Source organism: Pseudonocardia sp. Cha107L01 (assembly GCF_052566575.1).
Window position 1 is genome coordinate 7,453,143 of record NZ_CP199579.1, and the last position, 18,639, is coordinate 7,471,781.

At 63.5% G+C, this 18,639-nt stretch carries 20 protein-coding genes and 2 pseudogenes; 5 read left to right on the forward strand and 17 right to left on the reverse strand.

Annotated elements, in window-relative coordinates; translation table 11 throughout:
* Positions 1-17: 17 nt before the first annotated feature.
* From ACTXG6_RS35115 to istA, 6 genes are all read right to left on the reverse strand, one after another.
* Positions 18-587 carry a tyrosine-type recombinase/integrase gene (locus ACTXG6_RS35115; protein ID WP_445183636.1) on the reverse strand — a complete coding sequence of 190 codons (570 nt, stop codon included), beginning with the start codon at positions 585-587 and terminating at the stop codon, positions 18-20.
* On the reverse strand, positions 518-1,006 hold the full coding sequence (locus ACTXG6_RS35120) for a tyrosine-type recombinase/integrase (RefSeq protein ID WP_445183637.1): 489 nt from the start codon (positions 1,004-1,006) through the stop codon (positions 518-520). The genes ACTXG6_RS35115 and ACTXG6_RS35120 overlap by 70 nt, the downstream gene beginning before the upstream one ends.
* Positions 1,003-1,947, reverse strand: a complete 945-nt coding sequence (locus tag ACTXG6_RS35125) for a tyrosine-type recombinase/integrase (protein WP_445183638.1) — start codon at positions 1,945-1,947, stop codon at positions 1,003-1,005. The genes ACTXG6_RS35120 and ACTXG6_RS35125 overlap by 4 nt, the downstream gene beginning before the upstream one ends.
* Positions 1,944-3,008, reverse strand: a complete 1,065-nt coding sequence (locus ACTXG6_RS35130) for a tyrosine-type recombinase/integrase (protein WP_445183639.1) — start codon at positions 3,006-3,008, stop codon at positions 1,944-1,946. The genes ACTXG6_RS35125 and ACTXG6_RS35130 overlap by 4 nt, the downstream gene beginning before the upstream one ends.
* A gap of 234 nt (positions 3,009-3,242) precedes the next feature.
* Positions 3,243-3,803, reverse strand: coding sequence for an ATP-binding protein (locus ACTXG6_RS35135; protein WP_445183640.1), 561 nt, complete (start codon positions 3,801-3,803; stop codon positions 3,243-3,245).
* On the reverse strand, positions 3,800-5,245 hold the full coding sequence (gene istA, locus ACTXG6_RS35140) for an IS21 family transposase (RefSeq protein ID WP_445183641.1): 1,446 nt from the start codon (positions 5,243-5,245) through the stop codon (positions 3,800-3,802). Before istA ends, ACTXG6_RS35135 begins: the two co-directional genes overlap by 4 nt.
* 571 nt (positions 5,246-5,816) lie before the next feature.
* Between istA and ACTXG6_RS35145 the strand changes: the two are divergent.
* Positions 5,817-6,185, forward strand: a pseudogene (locus tag ACTXG6_RS35145) (MBL fold metallo-hydrolase); the annotation flags it as partial.
* An 86-nt stretch (positions 6,186-6,271) separates the two neighbouring features.
* A complete protein-coding gene (locus tag ACTXG6_RS35150; RefSeq protein ID WP_445183642.1) occupies positions 6,272-6,658 on the forward strand; it encodes a hypothetical protein in 387 nt (128 codons plus the stop codon).
* Between the two features lie 281 nt (positions 6,659-6,939).
* Here ACTXG6_RS35150 and ACTXG6_RS35155 read toward each other — a convergent pair whose 3' ends face one another.
* The 8 genes from ACTXG6_RS35155 to ACTXG6_RS35190 form a co-directional block, all read right to left on the reverse strand.
* Complete coding sequence (locus ACTXG6_RS35155) at positions 6,940-7,146, reverse strand: hypothetical protein (RefSeq protein WP_445183643.1); 207 nt, start codon at positions 7,144-7,146, stop codon at positions 6,940-6,942.
* 43 nt (positions 7,147-7,189) lie between these two features.
* Entirely contained in the window at positions 7,190-8,074 is an 885-nt protein-coding gene (locus ACTXG6_RS35160) for an IS3 family transposase (RefSeq protein ID WP_445183283.1), read from the reverse strand.
* The gene (locus tag ACTXG6_RS35165; RefSeq protein ID WP_445183284.1) at positions 8,071-8,358 is read right to left on the reverse strand and encodes a transposase; all 288 of its coding nucleotides are present in this window, start codon (positions 8,356-8,358) and stop codon (positions 8,071-8,073) included. The genes ACTXG6_RS35160 and ACTXG6_RS35165 overlap by 4 nt, the downstream gene beginning before the upstream one ends.
* 44 nt (positions 8,359-8,402) lie before the next feature.
* On the reverse strand, positions 8,403-8,984 hold the full coding sequence (locus ACTXG6_RS35170) for a hypothetical protein (protein WP_445183644.1): 582 nt from the start codon (positions 8,982-8,984) through the stop codon (positions 8,403-8,405).
* A 133-nt stretch (positions 8,985-9,117) separates the two neighbouring features.
* Positions 9,118-9,294: a hypothetical protein gene (locus tag ACTXG6_RS35175; protein WP_445183645.1), complete on the reverse strand. Its 177-nt coding sequence runs from the start codon at positions 9,292-9,294 to the stop codon at positions 9,118-9,120.
* Between the two features lie 715 nt (positions 9,295-10,009).
* Positions 10,010-10,279: a hypothetical protein gene (locus ACTXG6_RS35180; protein WP_445183646.1), complete on the reverse strand. Its 270-nt coding sequence runs from the start codon at positions 10,277-10,279 to the stop codon at positions 10,010-10,012.
* Positions 10,280-10,878: 599 nt separating this feature from the next.
* A complete protein-coding gene (locus ACTXG6_RS35185; protein WP_445183647.1) occupies positions 10,879-11,217 on the reverse strand; it encodes a histone-like nucleoid-structuring protein Lsr2 in 339 nt (112 codons plus the stop codon).
* Between the two features lie 437 nt (positions 11,218-11,654).
* On the reverse strand, positions 11,655-12,950 hold the full coding sequence (locus ACTXG6_RS35190) for an IS256 family transposase (protein WP_445183648.1): 1,296 nt from the start codon (positions 12,948-12,950) through the stop codon (positions 11,655-11,657).
* On the opposite strand from ACTXG6_RS35190, the gene ACTXG6_RS35195 reads away from it, so the two are divergent.
* Entirely contained in the window at positions 12,855-13,250 is a 396-nt protein-coding gene (locus ACTXG6_RS35195) for a transposase (RefSeq protein WP_445183649.1), read from the forward strand. The genes ACTXG6_RS35190 and ACTXG6_RS35195 overlap by 96 nt on opposite strands.
* Positions 13,223-14,131: pseudogene (locus ACTXG6_RS35200) on the forward strand (IS3 family transposase); the annotation flags it as partial. The gene ACTXG6_RS35195 and the pseudogene ACTXG6_RS35200, both read left to right, overlap by 28 nt.
* Before the next feature lie 1,086 nt (positions 14,132-15,217).
* On the opposite strand, the gene ACTXG6_RS35205 reads toward ACTXG6_RS35200, so the two are convergent.
* Together ACTXG6_RS35205 and ACTXG6_RS35210 are read right to left on the reverse strand one after the other, a co-directional pair.
* Positions 15,218-15,493, reverse strand: a complete 276-nt coding sequence (locus ACTXG6_RS35205; RefSeq protein ID WP_445183650.1) for a VOC family protein — start codon at positions 15,491-15,493, stop codon at positions 15,218-15,220.
* 75 nt (positions 15,494-15,568) lie between these two features.
* A protein-coding gene (locus tag ACTXG6_RS35210; RefSeq protein ID WP_445183371.1) for an IS3 family transposase occupies positions 15,569-16,740 on the reverse strand; the annotation gives its coding sequence in 2 pieces (ribosomal slippage) (positions 15,569-16,476 and positions 16,476-16,740; 1,173 coding nt in all).
* Between the two features lie 395 nt (positions 16,741-17,135).
* Here ACTXG6_RS35210 and ACTXG6_RS35215 point away from each other — a divergent pair.
* On the forward strand, positions 17,136-17,597 hold the full coding sequence (locus ACTXG6_RS35215) for a hypothetical protein (RefSeq protein ID WP_445183651.1): 462 nt from the start codon (positions 17,136-17,138) through the stop codon (positions 17,595-17,597).
* 450 nt (positions 17,598-18,047) lie between these two features.
* On the opposite strand, the gene ACTXG6_RS35220 is transcribed toward ACTXG6_RS35215, so the two are convergent.
* The gene (locus ACTXG6_RS35220) at positions 18,048-18,578 is read right to left on the reverse strand and encodes a hypothetical protein (protein ID WP_445183652.1); all 531 of its coding nucleotides are present in this window, start codon (positions 18,576-18,578) and stop codon (positions 18,048-18,050) included.
* Positions 18,579-18,639 lie beyond the last annotated feature (61 nt).

Here is an 18,639-nt window from a genome sequence, read left to right on the forward strand (position 1 = left end):
TTAGAGGCTCGGCATAGTCACAGGGTTTCCAAGAAGGCGAGGATTTTGTCCGGTGGGCGGTAGCGACCGGGTGGCACGGTTGCGGGTGTGGTGAGCGCGAGGGCCTTCTCTTTCGTGTTGATGTCGGCATGGACGTAGGCGTCGGTCGAGCGGATTCCGGAGTGGCCGAGCCAGAGCGCGATGACTGTGGTGTCGACCCCGGCCTGCAGCAATGACATTGCGCAGCTGTGGCGCAGGGTGTGCGGGTGGATTTTCTTGCTGGCCAACGAGGGGCAGTGTTGGGCGGCGGCGCGGGCGTGGGTGCTGATGCGCAGGGCGATCGCGTCGCGGCTGAGGCGCCGACCAGTACGGGTGTGAAACAGCGGGTCGTTCGGGTGGCCGGTTTGTTCGGCCATCCAGTCGTGGAGCAGGGCTCGCAGCGGCTGGCTGAGCGGGACGGCGCGTTGTTTGCGGCCCTTGCCTTCGCAGCGCACGTGCGCGCCGATGCCGAGGGTGATGTCGGCGCGGTCGAGCCCGGTCAGCTCGGAACCCGGAGTCCAGTCTGGACGGCCAGCATCATCATGACCCGGTCGCGTCGACCCTCCCATTTGGCTGTGTCCGGTGCGGTGAGCAGCGCATCCACTTCGTCTTCGGTGAGGAAAGCGATGACCCGCTTGTCGAACCGTTTCGGAGGGATGGCCAGGACGTGGGCGATGAGCTGGGCGTGCTCGGGGTGGCGCAGCGCGGCGTAGGAGAACAGCGAGCGGATCGCGGTCAATCGAGCGTTGCGGGTGCGGATGCTGTTGCCCCGGACGGTCTCGAGATGGTGCAGGAACCCGGAGATGACGGTGGCGTTCAGGTCGTCCCAGTCCAGCTGTGAGGGTGGCCTGGATGTGTGCTGGTGGAGGTAGGCCAGCAGCAGGCGGAGGGTGTCGCGGTAGGCGGCGATGGTGCGCGGGCTGGCCTGGCGCTGGCTGATCAGCCGGTCGGTGAAGAACGACTGCAGTGTGGGGGCGATGAGCGTCATCGCGGGACCTCCCGCCAGGGGGTGTCCCGTCGGGCGGCGGCCAGAGCCAGCAGTTCGGGGGCGGCCGAAAGGTAGGTGTAGGTATGGCTGGGCTCGCGGTGTCCGAGGTAGGTGGACAGCCACGGGATCTTGGCCTGCACGTTGTCCTCGGCGCGATACCAGCCCAGCAGGGTTGTCACGGCGAGGGTGTGGCGCAGGTCGTGAAGCCGTGGTGGTGAGGGCGCCCCGACGCCGACGCCGCTGGTGGTGACCAGTTGCCGGAAGGTGAGCCAGACGCACGCGTAGAGCAGCCGCGTGCCTTTGGTGGAGGTGAAGAAGCTGAGCTGATCCGAGCGCGGCTGGAGTCGATCGCGCAGCTGGGCGTAGTCCTGGAGTGCTTGTCCGGCGCTGGGGTGCAGCGGAACCAGCCGCGACTTGCCGAACTTGGACTCGCGGATCAGCAGCACACCTTGTGCCCAGTCAACGTCGGAGCGGTCGAGCTTGATGGCCTCGCCGATCCGCAGCCCGCTGGCGGCCAGCAGTCCGATCAGTGTGTAGTAGGTCGCCGCCCTCGATGGTGGCGACAACGTCCGCCATGCGCAGTTCATGATCGTGTCGATGTCGGTTGTCGTGTAGATGAATGGGCGGCGCGATGGTGGCCGGTGTGGCATCAGGCCCAGCGGTGGCACCTCGGTGTGTGGGTCGATCCCAGCCAGATACCGAGCGAAGCCCCGGGCGGCGGTCATCCGGCGCGGCCCGATCGTCGAGACCCTTCCGAAGTCGTTGGGGGTGCTGGCCTGTTGTGCCCAGGCCAGCGAGGCCTCGATGGTGACCGTGGTGATCTGGTGGGCATCGAGGTAGGCCACGAAGCCCGGTAGGTGCCAGGCGGCCTCGTTCATCTGGTGCCCGAGCGAGCGGCGAAGCCGCAGATAGTCCGCGAGGCTCTGTTCTAAGGTGCTCATCGTGTCGCTCCCGGCCAGGGCAGTGCGACGGTGCGGAGCGCGGCGAGATCAACCTTGGCATACAACGCTGTGGTGGCCAGGTCCTGGTGGCGCAGGACCTGGCTGATCGCCGTGAGGCCGGCGCCGCGGCGCAGTAGTTCGCCGGCCAGGGCGTGTCGCAACCGGTGTGGTCCCACTGGAGCGACGCCGGCCCGCAGGCAGGCTCGTTCGACCACGTCTCCGACCAGATCAGCTCGGATCGGTGTTCGCGGAGCCCGACAGGTTAGGAACAACCTGCGTGGGCGCTCAGCACGGTGTGCCCGAGACAGGTAGGCGACCAGGGCCTCGCCCACCTCGACGGGCAGCGGTAACCGGTCCTGCCGGCGCGCCTTGCCCCGCACGAGCAGTTCTCCCGACCGCCAGTCGATGTCGTCGAGCTCCAGGCGGGCGACCTCGATCGAGCGCAGTCCCAGCCGAGCAACCAGCGTGATGATCGCGAAGTCGCGGGCACCGAGTTCACTGCCTCGATCACAGTTATCCAGGAGCAGCCCGATGTCGACTCCGCTGAAGACCTTGGGCAACCCGGCCAGCCGCCATCCACCGACCGGCGGCACGGCGGCGCCCAGCCGCAGCGAAGTGAGGCCCTGCAGATACAGAAACCGCAGTACCGAACGCAGCTCCGCGACCCGTCCCTTGGCCGACCCGGCCGACACCCGAGTGCATTCCCGCAGTAAGAAAGCGTTGACGTCCGCACCGAGCAACCTCGACGGATCGAACGACCCGCCGGCCATCGCCTGTTCGCGCAGGAACCGGCGGGCGGTGTTCTCGTAACGCAGGACCGTCGCCGGCGCCAGGTTGCGCTGCTGAACCATCCACCGCCGATACCGCTCGAGCAGCTCGGACAAGGCGGTCCGCTCCGGCCCAGCCGGTTCGGCAACCACTCCAGCCTCGCGCAGATAACTCAGCAGCGGCCTCATCGAGCGTGGTCCACCAACCCGGCGCTGGCCGTGGGCGCGGCGTGCGTTTAGGAACGCGGCCATGCGCCGCTCGTCCAGCCGCCCGACGTCCAGGCCCTCTGCCACTAGCCATCGGCCAACGTGGCCGAGGTCCTTCAACATGTTCCGGACCGTCCCGGGCGTGTACCCCCGGCTCGTCAACCACGCCCGGTAACCCTCAACGTGAGCACCGAGCAGACCAGGCTTCCTCCGCGTCCCCGACATCCCACAGCCTCCTGTCCAGGAAGCACCCTGCTTCCCAGCCCCGGAGGGTTCTCTTCACACGCGACTATGCCGAGTCTCTAACTGGAAATCCCCAGCTCATCGGGCCAGCAGCCCAGCCGACTCGGCATAGTCACCACGTCGGCATAGGTCAATGACCAGTACCGCTGGACGGATGTAGGCGCGTAGTTTGCGATTGAGTCGACCGAGTTCGTCCGCGGCGCGTAGCTGGCGAACCATGTCGTCGAGGCTGGTAAAGTAAATCGAGTAGCCAGCACGACATGCCGATACCGCTAACGCAACAGCCAGATGCGTCTTACCAACCCCAGGCGGACCCAATAGCGCCACATTGGTGTTTGTTTCGATGAACGAGAGGTTGGCAAGGTCTCTGATCTTGCGCACATCGAGCTCGGGCTGGAACGAGAAATCAAATTCATCGAGGGTCTTGTGGTGCGGCAGTTTGGACAGGCGCAGGGCACCCCGGAAGCGGCGTCCTTCTCGGATCCCGAGTTCTTCTTCGATGATGAGGTCGAGGAACTCCAGATAACCGAGCTGTCCAGCATCCGCGCGTTTGCACAGTTGCTCGAGACTAGCGGCCAGATGCGGCAGGCCGAGTTTCGCGGCGTGGTTCTTGATCCGGGTAGCGGTCAGTTCACTCACCGGCTCGCCCCCGCCGCGCCATTGCCCGTACCGTTGCCCGTGCCGTTTCCGTTGGGATTGTTGGTCCTGGGACGAGACAACCCGGCGGCGGTGTCGTAGACGGTCAACGACCGGTGCCGCACAGCCACCGACGCGGCCGCTGAGCGGGTCAGCAGCGCTTGCAGCGGGTTCGGCTCCGGTTCGGGCTCTGGCCCGGGCAGTGGCTCGCTGACACCGCTGGTGGTGGCCCGTCCACGCCCGTCGGGTAGGCCGTCCCAGTGCCGTTCGTCGATCACCCAACTACCCCTGCGCTCGGCCCTGGGGTGCACCGCCAGCAGCGTCGCCCCTTGCTCGGTTGAGGTGAGGTGGTGGATCGCGATGACCTCCGGGGTGACTCGGACCTCGACGGTTTGGCCAGGCCGGATCCGGCGGGCCGGGGTGGAGTAGAGGCTGGCGGCGAAGGACACCAGGCAGTCCTTGCCGACCCGGCGCAGGTGCCGATCGGCCACCAAGTACGGCGTCTCCGGCAGAGGCCGCAGCGCCGCCTCATCCCGGCCGGCGCGCACCCCGATGACCTCGCCGTGGGTGCGGTGGATCTGGCGGCGCCGGATCGGCACCCAGGAGCTGAACGCGGCATCCAGCTCCTCGATCGAGTCGAACCCTCGCCCCGCCAGGACGTGATCCCGGACGATGTCAACCTGGCGCTCGACGCGTCCTTTCCCAGTGGGCCGGTACGCGGCTAGCACATCGATATCGAAATCGTAGTGGCCGGCGAACGCGATCGCTTCCGGGTGCAGCGGCACCGCTTTCCCCGGCGCCACATGCCGGCGCACCACGGTTTTCGTGCGGTCATACACAATTGTTGCCGGCACGCCACCGAAGTGGGCAAAACCGCGCCGGTGGCAGTCCCAGAACACTCCCAGATCCATCGACGTGGTATAACAACAGAACGGGTCACGTGAATACGACAACACCATGTGGAACGAGTACACCTTATCGATCCCGACATGGGCCAGCACATCACCTTCATCGCCCCAGTCCACCTGCGCCTGGGCGCCCGGAGTCACCTCGAACCGCCGGTGCAGATCCTTCAACGCGTCCGGGGTGATCCCCAACTCGGCGCGAACCCGCGGCCGGGCCTGCGCCAGATAAATCTTCACCCGCTGATAATGCCCTGTGAACCCATACTCGGCGACCAGCCGCTCGTGGATCACCGTTCCTTTCAACTCGATATCCTTGCGCAACAACGCATCGATCACCTCGGTGAATTCTTCGATGACCCGTGGCTGGGTGCCACGCCGCGATGGCGCGACCGGCGGGGCCGCCTTCTCCTCCGCCAGATACTTCTTCACAGTCCGCCAGTGATGCCCGGTCTCCCGAGCGATGGCCGAGATACTTACCCCCGCGTCACGCAGGGCTCGGAAACGGCGCAGATCCATCCATTCCTCCGGATCCAAGATCATGAAGTACTGACCACCCCTTCGGCTCCGCCAGCCTCCCAGGCCAGCCCAACCGAACAGTGATCAACACTCAGATCAACACGGTCTCGACACGCCGAGCCATCGGCACGTCAGCCCGTACACCGCTGAGCAGGTGAGGTCGTACGCGGACACCGATGCTCTATCCCCTTGGCGATGTCATCCACTACCAGGACGGCACAACCGCGACGACATCCCGGTGCGCTTCACGGTCACCATGCTCTGCGAACCGGGCAAGCCCATGGTCCAGCTCGTGGACGAGGAAGAGCACCGCAGTCAGCGAGGAGTCAGCAAACTGCGCGGCGCGGCAGATATCCCAACGACATCGGCTGGGACGTTCGCGCAGCTCAGCGTCACTAACCCGCACCGGACTGTCTCCGATCACGACACAGAACCGCGTTCACACCGGAGAGGGCACTAGCTCGATCCGAGTATCGCCCACCAGCGGAAACGTCCTCGTCCCTAGTGCGACTGAACGTCCACCTGGCACGCTGCCGATATGACGGGGAACCAGAGCGTCACCCTCGGAACGGTCGAGATCACTCCAGTTCTGGAGATGAACTTCGCCCTGCCAAGGGGTTTCGCGTTCCCGGAGGCTGATCGCCAGCTCTGGGAGGACCAGCGCGGGTGGCTCGAACCCCAATTCTGGGATTCCGCCGATGATCTCATCCCGGCCTGCGCCCGCAGTTGGGTGCTCCGCAGTGATGGGGCGACCATTGTGATCGATACTGGAATCGGTAACGACCGCGACCGTCCCGGGATGCCCCCCTTCGACCACCTCAGCAACGACTATCTGGAGAACCTGGGCGCCGCTGGCGTCCGGCCGGAGGATGTCGACTTGGTGGTGGCTACCCACATCCACCCTGATCACGTCGGCTGGAACACCCAGATCGTCAACGGCGAATGGGTGCCCACGTTCCCGAACGCCCGCTACCTCATCGCCCGGGCCGATTTCGACTGGTGGAACCCCGCGAACGCAAACCCGGTTCGAGTCGGCCCACCCATACTGGCGTGTTCGAAGACAGCGTGCTGCCAGTCCACCAGGCCGGGCAAGCCGAGTTGTGGGAGGACAGTTACGCCATCGACGCCAACCTGTCCGTGGAGTCCGTCCCCGGTCACACGCCCGGCTCGGCAGTGCTGTGGCTGCGCTCCGCAAGCGACCGGGCCGCCTTCGTTGGAGATCTCCTTCACACCCCGCTGCAGATCGTCGAGCCGGACCTGAGCCCGTGCCTGGACGAGGATGAAGACGCCGGCCGCGAGAGCAGGCATCGCATTCTTGGCACTATCGCCGATGACAAGGTGCTGATGTTCCCCGCTCACTTCCCCGGTGCCGGCGCGGCGGAAGTGCGCCGGGACGGTTCGAAGTACGCGATCGTTGAGTGGGCTTCCTTCGCTTAGCGCCACGCGTGCCGCCGTAGCCTTTGAAAAGAGTGGTCTGCGGGCACCGGTGGTCCATCGTGTGGCCATAGCCTTGATCAACTCCACGTCTTACCTTCGCAGAATGATGGCGAACGACCGGTCTCGCTGATGATCGACAAGCGGCCATTTGGACTGTTCACCCAGGTAGATCCTGATATCGGCAAACACGACCATGCGTCGTCAAGGGCTGCTCACTACCAGTCAGGTCATGAGGTTCGCAAAGGATCTTGAGTTGTCACGTAACAGGCGTGCGGTAAGAGTCAGGCAGCGCTCCAGCCCCACGAGGCCAGGAGAAGCCCGTGGTTCTGTCCCGCAGCGTTGATGTCGTAGACCTTCAGTTCCCACCAAGGGAACTGAGTAGTTAATTCCGCTAGTGAGTCAGGTTCGACGGTCTCGTAGACCTGTACGGCGAAGAGCAGCTTGTGGCTGCCAAGGACGCCAGTCGTGGTGTTGATGACCTCGGACACCGGTGGGTCGGTGTGGACTGTTCCCGATTTCATTGACACTGGTTTAGGCTGCCAGTTCGGTAAGTTTTCTGAACCCTAGCTCGTATTCGATGGGTGTCAAGTAGGCGAGTGTGGAGTGTCGCCTGCGGCGGTTGTAGTAGCTTTCGATCCAGAGGAATGTCTGTTGTTGTACTTCGGTCGCACCGCTCCATGGCCGGGTGTGGATGAGTTCTTTCTTGTAGGTTGCGAAGAATGATTCGGCGACCGCGTTGTCGAAACAAGTAGCGCGCCGACCCATTGAGCGCTGTACGCCGTTCTCGGTGCAGAAGTTAGCGAATTCTCGGGACGTATATTGACAGCCTCGGTCGCTGTGGAATATGACCCCGGCCAGGGGTTTACGGGTGACCAGTGCCGCGGCGAGGGCCTCGACGATGAGGCTGGTGCGCAGGTGATCGGCGACGGCGTAGCCCACCACTTTGCGGGAGTGCAGGTCGATCACAGTCGCGGTGTAGACCCAGCCGTCGACTGTCTGGACGTAGGTAATGTCGCCACACCAGCGGGTGTCGGGTGCGTCGGCAGTGAAGTCCTGGCCGATCAGGTCTGGGGCGTCGATAGGGCGTAGACCTGCGACGGTGGTCTTCTTCCAGGCTCGGGGGTGGCGTCCTTGCAGGCCGGCGGCACGCATCAGGCGCCAGACCCGCTTGGGAGCGGTCCGCACGCCGCGCACGACCAGCTCAGCCCAGACCCGGCGCACCCCGGGGTGGCCGTGCAGGTCTTGGTGGATCTCGCGGATGGTCTCGGTGAGCTCGGCGTCGGTGCGTTCGCGCTGGCACGGCCCTGAGGTCAGCCATCGGTAGTAGCCCTGCCGGATCACTCCGAGCTGGTCGCACATGAACGTAACCGAAAACTGCTCATCGGTTGCCCAGTCCGCGATCGCCGCGTATTTCACGGCTGTTCCTTCGCGAACCAGGTGGCAACTTTTTTTGCGAAGTCCCGCTCCATCTTCACAATGGCGATCTCTTTACGTAGCCGTATCAGTTCGGCACGTTCAGACTCGGACAAGTCCTTGTCAGGAGTGCGACCGGACTCTCTTGCTGACTTCACCCATTTACCCAACGTCATCTCGTGGACGCCGATACTTTTCGCTACCTCAGCGATAGTGCGGCCGGAATTGAGCACGAGGCTAACGGCCTGGTCCTTGTACTCCTGGGTGAAGTGTCGGCGTGTCGCCACGCGAGTACCTCCGCTGCGATCAGCGGCAGTCTACGACCGGCTGTCTACAAGATCGGGAACGGTCCAGTGCGGCGAAGGTCGAGCCCTGCTCGTTCGCTGAGGGCGCGGCCCCAAGGAGGGGCGACAAACACGATGAGTAGATCATCCTCACTCACGTTAGTGAGCATTGGGAGCCCACGTAGATAGCTGTCATGCCTGAGATCAATTCCGAGATCCATGATCGAGAGATTCGCATGAGCCAGGCTGAACACCGTGTCATCAAGCTCAAAGCCAATCGCCTGGTGCGCGCCGGTATGCGTCTTGATCCAGTGCAAGGTGTTGCCCGATCCGGCGAACAGATCGACAACCGTCGGCGAAGTAGCTGACGCAGCTCGTGCGGCCGCTGCGATGTCGCGTCCGATCAGGTTGGCGAGCTGGTCTCGTGTGCACTCAACCGCTGTCCGACCTGGGATTCGCACCCCACGCGCGTACCACTCATGTGGCTTGAGCCCATAGATCGACACGTAGTCGGGGTCGCCGAAGCTGTCCTGGCCGTACTGTTGGACCTCCCAGAGATCGAGGAGTTCGTTGCGTTTCTCGCCGAGCAGGAACCAGCGGTCATACACCTGCCCGCCGGACGCGCTCATAGTCGCCCACCATGTGTCATCGGGCTTCCTCCAGGGGTCTGTCCATGCGTCTCCTCGACCGAGGTCAAGCTGATGATGACTGTCGCCGCAAGCAGGTCGGGGCCGAGCCGCGCTCGCCGAACAGGTGTACAGCTCAGAAGTACAGCAACGCCAGCAACTTTGAGCAGCTGAACGAGAACTCCAGCAACCTTCTGACCTCGAACGATGCCTCATGATCACGTATCGCGAGCAGTTCACATCCCGAACGATCATCGAGCGCCCAGCTCACCTCGTGCCCAGGCTGGGCGTTGTTGACCGGGGTGACGGTCAATGCGTGCGGTCACTGTTGGTGTCGAAGACTGTCGGGCTAGGGTCGGGTTTTCGTCTCCCGGCAACGACGAACGTGGTCAGGAACTCGCTCACACTCCGAATATCCATCTCGTACTCGGCTATCTGTGACTCATCCCTTCCCGCCCGCCTCAGCGCTCCAACGAGCAAGTCATAGAGCTCATCCGCGCTGCGGGGATCGGCCTCAGCAGGTGGCCAGGGCCCTACTCGAGCTAGCCGGACCGATCACCCCTGGCCACGGACGGCCGGTCAACATCCCAGCCGACATACTCGACGACGCCTGCGAAGCTGCCGGCGACGGCAACCTCTGGACACTGGCCGACTAACTCACGGTGCGCGCAGTACCCCGACTCGACGCCGCCTCGCTGGCACACATGTGCACCAGCATCCGCCAGATCGGCCAACTCGGCGGCACGAGCCGGGCCAACGGGACCCGGCAACGCGCGCCCTGGGTCGTCGGATTCCACGGGGCGACACCGGCCACTTCCTGCAACTACGCCGAGCGACCAACCGGACCAGCGAAGCAACCGTCACCATCGGCCCCACCACCGCCGACCGCCTCATGTGCCAACTCAACGAACTACACGACCACGTTCGGAATGCAACTTAAGCCGTTTCGCAAGCCCTGTCCCGGCCAAAGAATTATGCCGGGCGTCACCACGTAGAACAGGCCTGACACCTAGCCCGCGAACCCAGACCTAGTCCGCGCCTTCCCATGGTTGGGTGCGCCGAGGCCCGCTGGGCCGCCAAATGGTGTGGGGAAGTTCTTCCTCCACTAAACGTGGCTCATTACGAAGCACCCACACCACCGGATCACCCATCAGACGCGTCTCCGTACTGCCGTGTGACAACCGGACTTCGCCGCCGCGGGAGCTGACCTGCAGGACGACTTGGGCAGCCTCGCCCGAATCACCCATCAGCCGATCGCCGAGCCTGATCTTTGACGCCTGCACCCGCACCTTGATCAACAGAATCGGTCCTTCGATCTCTCAAAACCCATCGCCAACACCCATGAACCAACAGTCAGCGCCCCACCGCCGAACCATCTTGTCGTGGCTGACGTACCAAAGGCCCACTAGACACGTGGGCCTGCTCGCGCGAGCGACGTCAGGCGATGACACAACGGTGGGATCGATCACCTCAACTTCCAAACAGAAGCCAGCCCAATCCGCCATAGCAGCGTCCGGTCAGCATGGGACAACAAATATTGGAGGAGATGCCGCAGCGAGACCAACAGGGCGATCTCCGGGAGCACCAATGTTCAGCCGACATATTCCGGACCTAGCGGGTGGCCTCTGGCACCAGGTTACGCCATGGCGGCCAACGCTGAACCTTACCCCAGCACCGGCATCGTCGAGCCGCACCGCAGCAGCTAACCGACCTCCACGGCATCGAACACCCGCCTCGGCGAGCAGCTCGACCAGCTCACCGGCGGTCGTCGCCTTACCCGCCCCGCGCGCCCCGTTCAGCCGCACAATCATCGGCCTACCGAACCCATCCCTATGTCGGCGTTGACACGAAGCTCAAAACATCGGCGGTAGGTCAGTTGACCCTGGCCAGAGGCGGGTCACTGCTCCTGGTGGTAGGCCTCGGTCACGTCCGACGGGATACGACCACGGTCAGACACCTTCATGCCACGCTTGCGCGCCCACTCCCGGATCGCCTGGTTCTGCTCACGGTCCACCGCCCCAGGACGAGCCACCGCGGCGGCGGCGTTGCTACGACCGCTCCGCCCAGCCTTACGCGCCGCACCCACATAGTTGGCCAGAGCATCCCGCAGCTTGCCCGCGTTACCGCTGGACAGGTCAATCTCGTAGGACTTCCCATCCAACCCGAACGACACAGTCTCATCCGCCTGCGAACCAGACAGATCATCAACCAGCGAAACTACGACCTTCTGTGCCATTTGGGTCCTCCACAAGAGTCCAGGGGGCGGGAACTCCACGCACACCGCAATTCGGCAAGTACGCGAATCCTGATCCGAACATTACCAGAACCCAAAGCTTTGTCGAACCTTCTCAGAACCGGACTACCCGATCAGGACGCCTGACTCAGCCCGTCCACCTGGCGAAGCCAAATGCCATTACGAGTCCGGGCCAGCCCCATCACCGCCCCACTCACACAAACCTCACCACGACGATGATCGGTGAACAGTTCCACATCGTCCCAGGTGGACCGTTCCCGATCTTGTAGACAGCCGGTCGTAGACTGCCGCTGATCGCAGCGGAGGTACTCGCGTGGCGACACGCCGACACTTCACCCAGGAGTACAAGGACCAGGCCGTTAGCCTCGTGCTCAATTCCGGCGGGTCTGTAACAAGATCGGTGTTTTCGGCTGTTCTGGTTAGTACTTCTCGGCGCTCGGCCAGCGGTCACCGAACGTGTTCGCAAACGCGTTCAGGGCAGGTTTCCACCGCATCGTCCACCGCGTCTGGCCCTTACCGGTCGGGTCCAGCGACCGGGTGACCAGGTAGAGACACTTGAGCGCGGCTTGCTCTGTGGGGAAGTGACCTCGTGCCCGCACAGCCTTACGATACCGCGCATTCAACGACTCGATGGCGTTAGTAGAGCACAACACGGTCCTAATTTCTGGATCGTAGTCCAGGAACGGCGTGAATTCCTCCCACGCGTTGCGCCACAGTCGGATCATCGCGGAATACTGGCCACCCCACGTCTCCTCCAACTCATCCAACGCGACCGCAGCGGCCGCTGCGGTCGCCGCCGTGTAAATCGGCTTCAGATCCTTCTTCAGCGCGTCCCAATCACGCTTCGACGCAATCCGGAACGAATTCCTAATCAAGTGGATCACGCATGTCTGCACTCGAGCCAGCGGCCACACATCGGCCACCACGTCCGGCAGCCCCTTCAACCCATCGCAAACCACGAAGAACACATCCTTCATGCCACGATTTTTCAGGTCCTGCAACACTTGCAGCCAAAACTTCGCCCCCTCACCGCCCGGACCAGCCCAGATACCGAGCACGTCCTTGCGACCCTCCAGCGTCACCCCGATCGCCGCGTAGAACACTCGGTTCGAGACCTGGCCGTCCCGCACCTTCACAACCACGGCATCAATAAACACGGCCGCGTAGCATTCATCGAGCGGACGCGACTGCCATTCCTGCATCTCCGCGACCACACTGTCAGTGATCCGAGAAACCGTCTCCCTCGACACCGAAGCACCATAAATCTCGGCGAAATGCGCGGAAATCTCGCCCGTCGTCAAACCTTTCGCGTACAACGACAACACGATCTCATCAACACTGCCGAGTCGCCGCTGCCGCTTTTTCACGATCACCGGCTCAAACGTGCCCTCACGATCCCGTGGCACCGCCACCTCGACCGGACCGACCGCATCCGAGATCACCGTTTTGGTGCGGCTGCCGTTGCGCACGTTCGTGCCCTCACGACCCGGCTGATCACCGTGTTTCGAGTGGCCGAGGTGCTCAGTGATCTCCGCGGTCAATGCGGTCTCCAGGACCGTCTTAGTCAGCTGCTTGAGCAGCCCGTCCGGGCCGGTCAACGCCAGCCCCTGTTCCTGCGCTTGCGCCACCATCGCCGCAACCAGCTGCTCCTGAGCACTCGCCGGCTTGCTGGCCTTCGTCTTCGACGTCCGCGTTGTCACAGCGTCAACTGTCATCACACTCCGTGCCCATCCCGCCGGACCTCAGCCCGGCGCGTCAGGCCGAAAACACCGAAGATCGAACAGTCCCATTCCGGCCGCACTATCGCTGAGGTAGCGAAAAGTATCGGCGTCCACGAGATGACGTTGGGTAAATGGGTGAAGTCAGCAAGAGAGTCCGGTCGCACTCCTGACAAGGACTTGTCCGAGTCTGAACGTGCCGAACTGATACGGCTACGTAAAGAGATCGCCATTGTGAAGATGGAGCGGGACTTCGCAAAAAAAGTTGCCACCTGGTTCGCGAAGGAACAGCCGTGAAATACGCGGCGATCGCGGACTGGGCAACCGATGAGCAGTTTTCGGTTACGTTCATGTGCGACCAGCTCGGAGTGATCCGGCAGGGCTACTACCGATGGCTGACCTCAGGGCCGTGCCAGCGCGAACGCACCGACGCCGAGCTCACCGAGACCATCCGCGAGATCCACCAAGACCTGCACGGCCACCCCGGGGTGCGCCGGGTCTGGGCTGAGCTGGTCGTGCGCGGCGTGCGGACCGCTCCCAAGCGGGTCTGGCGCCTGATGCGTGCCGCCGGCCTGCAAGGACGCCACCCCCGAGCCTGGAAGAAGACCACCGTCGCAGGTCTACGCCCTATCGACGCCCCAGACCTGATCGGCCAGGACTTCACTGCCGACGCACCCGACACCCGCTGGTGTGGCGACATTACCTACGTCCAGACAGTCGACGGCTGGGTCTACACCGCGACTGTGATCGACCTGCACTCCCGCAAAGTGGTGGGCTACGCCGTCGCCGATCACCTGCGCACCAGCCTCATCGTCGAGGCCCTCGCCGCGGCACTGGTCACCCGTAAACCCCTGGCCGGGGTCATATTCCACAGCGACCGAGGCTGTCAATATACGTCCCGAGAATTCGCTAACTTCTGCACCGAGAACGGCGTACAGCGCTCAATGGGTCGGCGCGCTACTTGTTTCGACAACGCGGTCGCCGAATCATTCTTCGCAACCTACAAGAAAGAACTCATCCACACCCGGCCATGGAGCGGTGCGACCGAAGTACAACAACAGACATTCCTCTGGATCGAAAGCTACTACAACCGCCGCAGGCGACACTCCACACTCGCCTACTTGACACCCATCGAATACGAGCTAGGGTTCAGAAAACTTACCGAACTGGCAGCCTAAACCAGTGTCAATGAAATCGGGAACAGTCCAAGGTCTCACAGCACCGGACGCAATGACACCGATCCTCACCCACCCAATTCGCACCACACCGCCCGCACGATCCCCGAACCAACCCCACGCCACACACCATCCCCACCCACAGACCCCACCAAGCACTACCCGGGGCCCAACTCGACCAACACAACCAAATCCGCAAGCGATCAACCAGCAACACCCAAGCAACACCGGCGAACACTCCAGGCAGAGCCACCACAGAGCCACCGAAAACAACGCGACACCGAGGACCCTCTTCAACACGGCCAGACATCGCCAGCCAGCAAGTGCCCTTCGCTTGTACTCCACCAGATACCCACCCGGCGAGTCCTCATCACGGGCACGCACAACTCCAGCGCGGACTCAACACCCACCCCAGGAGCCCGCCACCCCTGCCTCATACCGACCGCACCAGCACCCGCACCGCTCGGGACGAGCAATCAGCCAACACCACTTCTCTGCCGTGCATCCCGACCGGAGCACCGCGCACGTTCGGCACTGTTGCGGCCCGTTCAAAGCCGTTCAGTGTCATTACGACCCCTTGCACCCGGTTGAACCCCGTTGGACGCGGTTGAACCCCGTTGCGGACAGCTCAGCAAAGTTACGACCGATTGAGCCCCGTTCACCCCAGATGGAGTGTGTCGACACCACGAGCGCCCAGCGAGCCGCCACCGAGACCGCGAACGCGACCCCTTGACCAGATATTGACCGCACCTTTCGTGCCCCGCTCCATCTTCGCTCCATCTCGAGCACTTCGATCATGCTTTCCGAGGCGAACGAACATCAACACCGGCGGAGTCCACGCAAAGAAAAAGGCCCGCTGACCTGGATTAACTCCAAGTCAGCGGGCCTTTGGCAACCCTGTCGGGACGACAGGATTTGAACCTGCGACCCCTTGACCCCCAGTACGAGGGACTGGGCATTTCCGCAGCTCACGAACGTGATAGCGCCGTGCGAGCTGAGTGCCGACATGCGAGCCGTCCGGTTGCGCGCACGGCGTGTGGTCCCCAGATGGTCCCCAGCTCTCCGGGAAGAGCCCGCGACGGCGTGCGGTCAGGCGCCCCACTGCGGGGAGGGGTGGCGAGGTTCGTAGATGGGTACCTCGCTGCCGTCGGGCAGTCGGATGGCGCTCAGTAGGCCCCACCTCACGTCCCGAACGTCGCCGACTACCTCGACGCCCTTGCCACGCAACTCGGTGAGTGTCTGTTCGATGTCGTCGCACATCAGGTAGAGCGTGTGGTGGGGCTCGTCGTCGGAGGGGTGCACCGCCAGCTCAGCCGGTGGCTTGGCGAAGATCGGCCAGCCGTTCCCCGCGTCAACTGAGCCCAACCCGAGGGTGTCACGAAAGAACGCGCGAACCCTCTGGGCTGCCCCGCGTTTTTCGGATAGCTATTATTCGTGTTGTTATGCCGCTTGCCGCTGATTTTGGTACTCGTTGTAGGCCTCTCGTGGAGTTCGGTAGGCCAGCGCCGAGTGGAGACGCTTGAGATTATAGCGGAACTCGATGTATCGGGTTACATCCTTTCGGGCGTGTTCTCTTGTAGGGTAGGCGGTGCGGTTGACGCGCTCCACCTTCAGAGTGGCGTTGAACGATTCGGCGAGGGCATTGTCGAAACATGAGCCTACTCGGCCGACTGATTGTCGAATGTCGAGTTGAGCCGCCGCCTCGGCGAAGGCCTGGCTCAGATATTGGGATCCGTGATCGCTATGGAAAATCGCTTCGCTTTCTAGGTCGTAGTTTCGGGAGGCCATGCGGAGCGCGTCGATGACGAGTTCGGCGCGCATATGCTCGGCGATCGCGTAGCCGATGCATTCTTTGGTGCAGCAGTCGATCACGGTTGCCAGGTAACAGAACCCCTGCCATGTCGGCAGGTACGTGATATCACCGACGAGCTTCTTGCCCGGCGCGTCGGCGGTGAAGTCGCGACCCACCAAGTCGGGGATGCTCGCGGCGCCCTCGCCGGCTTGGGTCGTGGTCGGACGCCACGGTCGTGGCTGGCAGGTGACCAGATCCAGCTCAGACATGAGGTCGCGGACCATCTCCGGTCCGCATACCTCGCCCTGGCGGGCCAGGGCCGCGTGGACCCGCCGATAGCCATACGTCCCGTCCGACTCCTCGAAGATCGCCTGGACGAGCGCGCCCAGTCGTGCGCGACGGATCGCCGTGTGTGAGGCAGGCCGGTCTCGCCAGGAGTAGAAACCTGAGGTCGACACACGCAACCAGCCGCACATTGTCTGAATGGGGTAGTGCGCCTTCTCCGCCTCGATGAACGAGTACTTCTCGCTCACCGATACTCCTGGGCGAAAAAGGCCGCTGCCTTTCCCAGGAACTCGGTTTTCATGCGCAATTCCCGGTTCTCGCGCTCGAGTTCCCGCAGGCGTGCTCGCTCTGGCATAGTCAACGGTGGCTCGTCGCTGGCATGCTCGGCGCGATACTTGTTGACCCAGTTCCCGAGAGTGCCTTCGTGCACGCCTATCTCGCGGGCAACCTCAGCGACAGGACGCGAGGTGTCGACCACAAGTCGAACCGCCTCAGACTTGAACTCCGGGCTGAATCTCCGGCGCTTCTCCCGCATCGATCTTCCTCCAATTCGGACGGAACCTTATTGGGTCCGCTATCCGAAATGTGGGAGGCACGCCACTCACTGCTTCCGGGGTGAACACGATCGCGTGCAGGCCAGTGAGCATTGGTGAGACGCTAACTCACTCCCGCCGAGCCAGTCTGCTCGTCCGTCCGCAGCGTCTCGGGAGACTAGTCGGCCGCCGGATTGACATTGGACTGCCGGCCCAGTGGACCGCAATGGACCATGCACTGTCGGTCGGGCCGTCGGAACCGCACGTGATGGGACTACCACGCTACGGCCAGTGTCGGCGACGCCAGGTTCACGCCGTTGCCCTCTAGCTCGTTGAACCGACGCTCGATACCATAGCTCCCCACCGCCTGTCAACACACACCAAGTGGGTGGTCGTCATGCGTAGGTACCTCGTCGTGGCCAACCAGACTTTGCGGGCATCAGCACTGCGAGACGAAATCAGCAAGCGAATCGAGAAGGAGCCGAGCACGTTCTACCTGCTCGTCCCCAACACCGCTGCCGCGCACTACGCGAGCGTGCCCGCCGCCGGAGGCATCCTGCCAATGCCCAGCATCGTGACCGACTACGGCCGGCCGAGCTCGGACGCGGAGGCGAGCGAGCTGTCCCGCGAGCGGCTGGACCGGACCTTGGCCGAGCTGGCCGAGTTGGAGGTCCCGGTGGACGGTGGCCTCGGGAGCCCTCACCCGCTGGAGGCGATCAGCACGATCGTAGCGGAGCACGAGTTCGACGAGATCATCATCGCCACGTTGCCTCGTCGCCTCTCGCGCTGGCTCAAGGCCGACCTGCCCCATCAGGCCGAGCGTCGCTTCGGATTACCGGTGACGACGATCATCACTTAGGTCGGCCCGCTTGCGTGGCTCGGTGCGCAATGCCGCCGAGATCGTCGGGACTGAGCGCTGTCGTCGCCAGTAGTTCCACCGGGAGCGGGCGACGGGAGTCGGACCCGCGTGGCCAGTTTGGAAGGCCGTGCCGGGGTAGCGCTCACTGCTGTTGACCTCGGTGCCGGGCCGCCTCGATCACCCTCGTTTGACCGTGGTTGGCCGGACCTAATAGCACGTGAATAGCACGGCGTTCCTGGTCGTCGCCCTGACGCGCTGGGAGCTGGTGGTGATCTCCTCGCGGCGCGGGTTCATCCCTGCCGGCCCGAGGGGCCAGGTTGCAAGGTACTCATTCCCGCCTTGTGACCTGGCCCCTCGGGCTGGCTGCCCTCGGGCGCGCCGTGTGGAGGTCACCGCCCCGCCCGCCCCCTTGATCTCCGAAGCGGTGCCGGGTTCGGGCGGAGCCCGTCGTCATCGTGGCTCGTCGCCCGACAAATAGATCGAGCGGACGCGTGTTGCTATCGCGCTCTGCGCGGCGTTCAGAGCAACACTTGCCGTGGCCATCGCAGCTTCAGCAGCGTCCTCACTCCTCGCAGACTGAGGAGTGTTCAGCGCAGTTTGTGCATCCTGGACGAGCTGGCGAACCTCATCCACGAGCACCAGGCCTTTGAGCTCGTTGACACTCCGGTTCGCTTTCATCAGCGCGTCGGAAAGCTCGTCTCCGAGACGTGCCGAGCCGTACTTCCCCGTCTGCCTGCTCATCATGATGTCGGCGTGATGCGCAGCTCCAGCTGCCCGGGCGTGGTCGCTCAGCGCCGAGTTCAGCTTAAGCAAATGCTCCAACTCAAATGTGTCTCGTCGATCCTCTGCCGCCGCCCGTCGCATGCGATCGTGAGCCGCAAGCTCGCGGCGAAGCAGACGTGCGTCGCGTCGGGTTTCGGCGAACACAGTCGACCCAGCGCCCACCAGGAAGGTGATCAGCGGCAGCAGCTGCTGGAACAAGGACACTGGCTCCTCCGTGTCAGGGGGAGGCGAGCCTACAGAGCGGTGGGCCGGCCGAGGC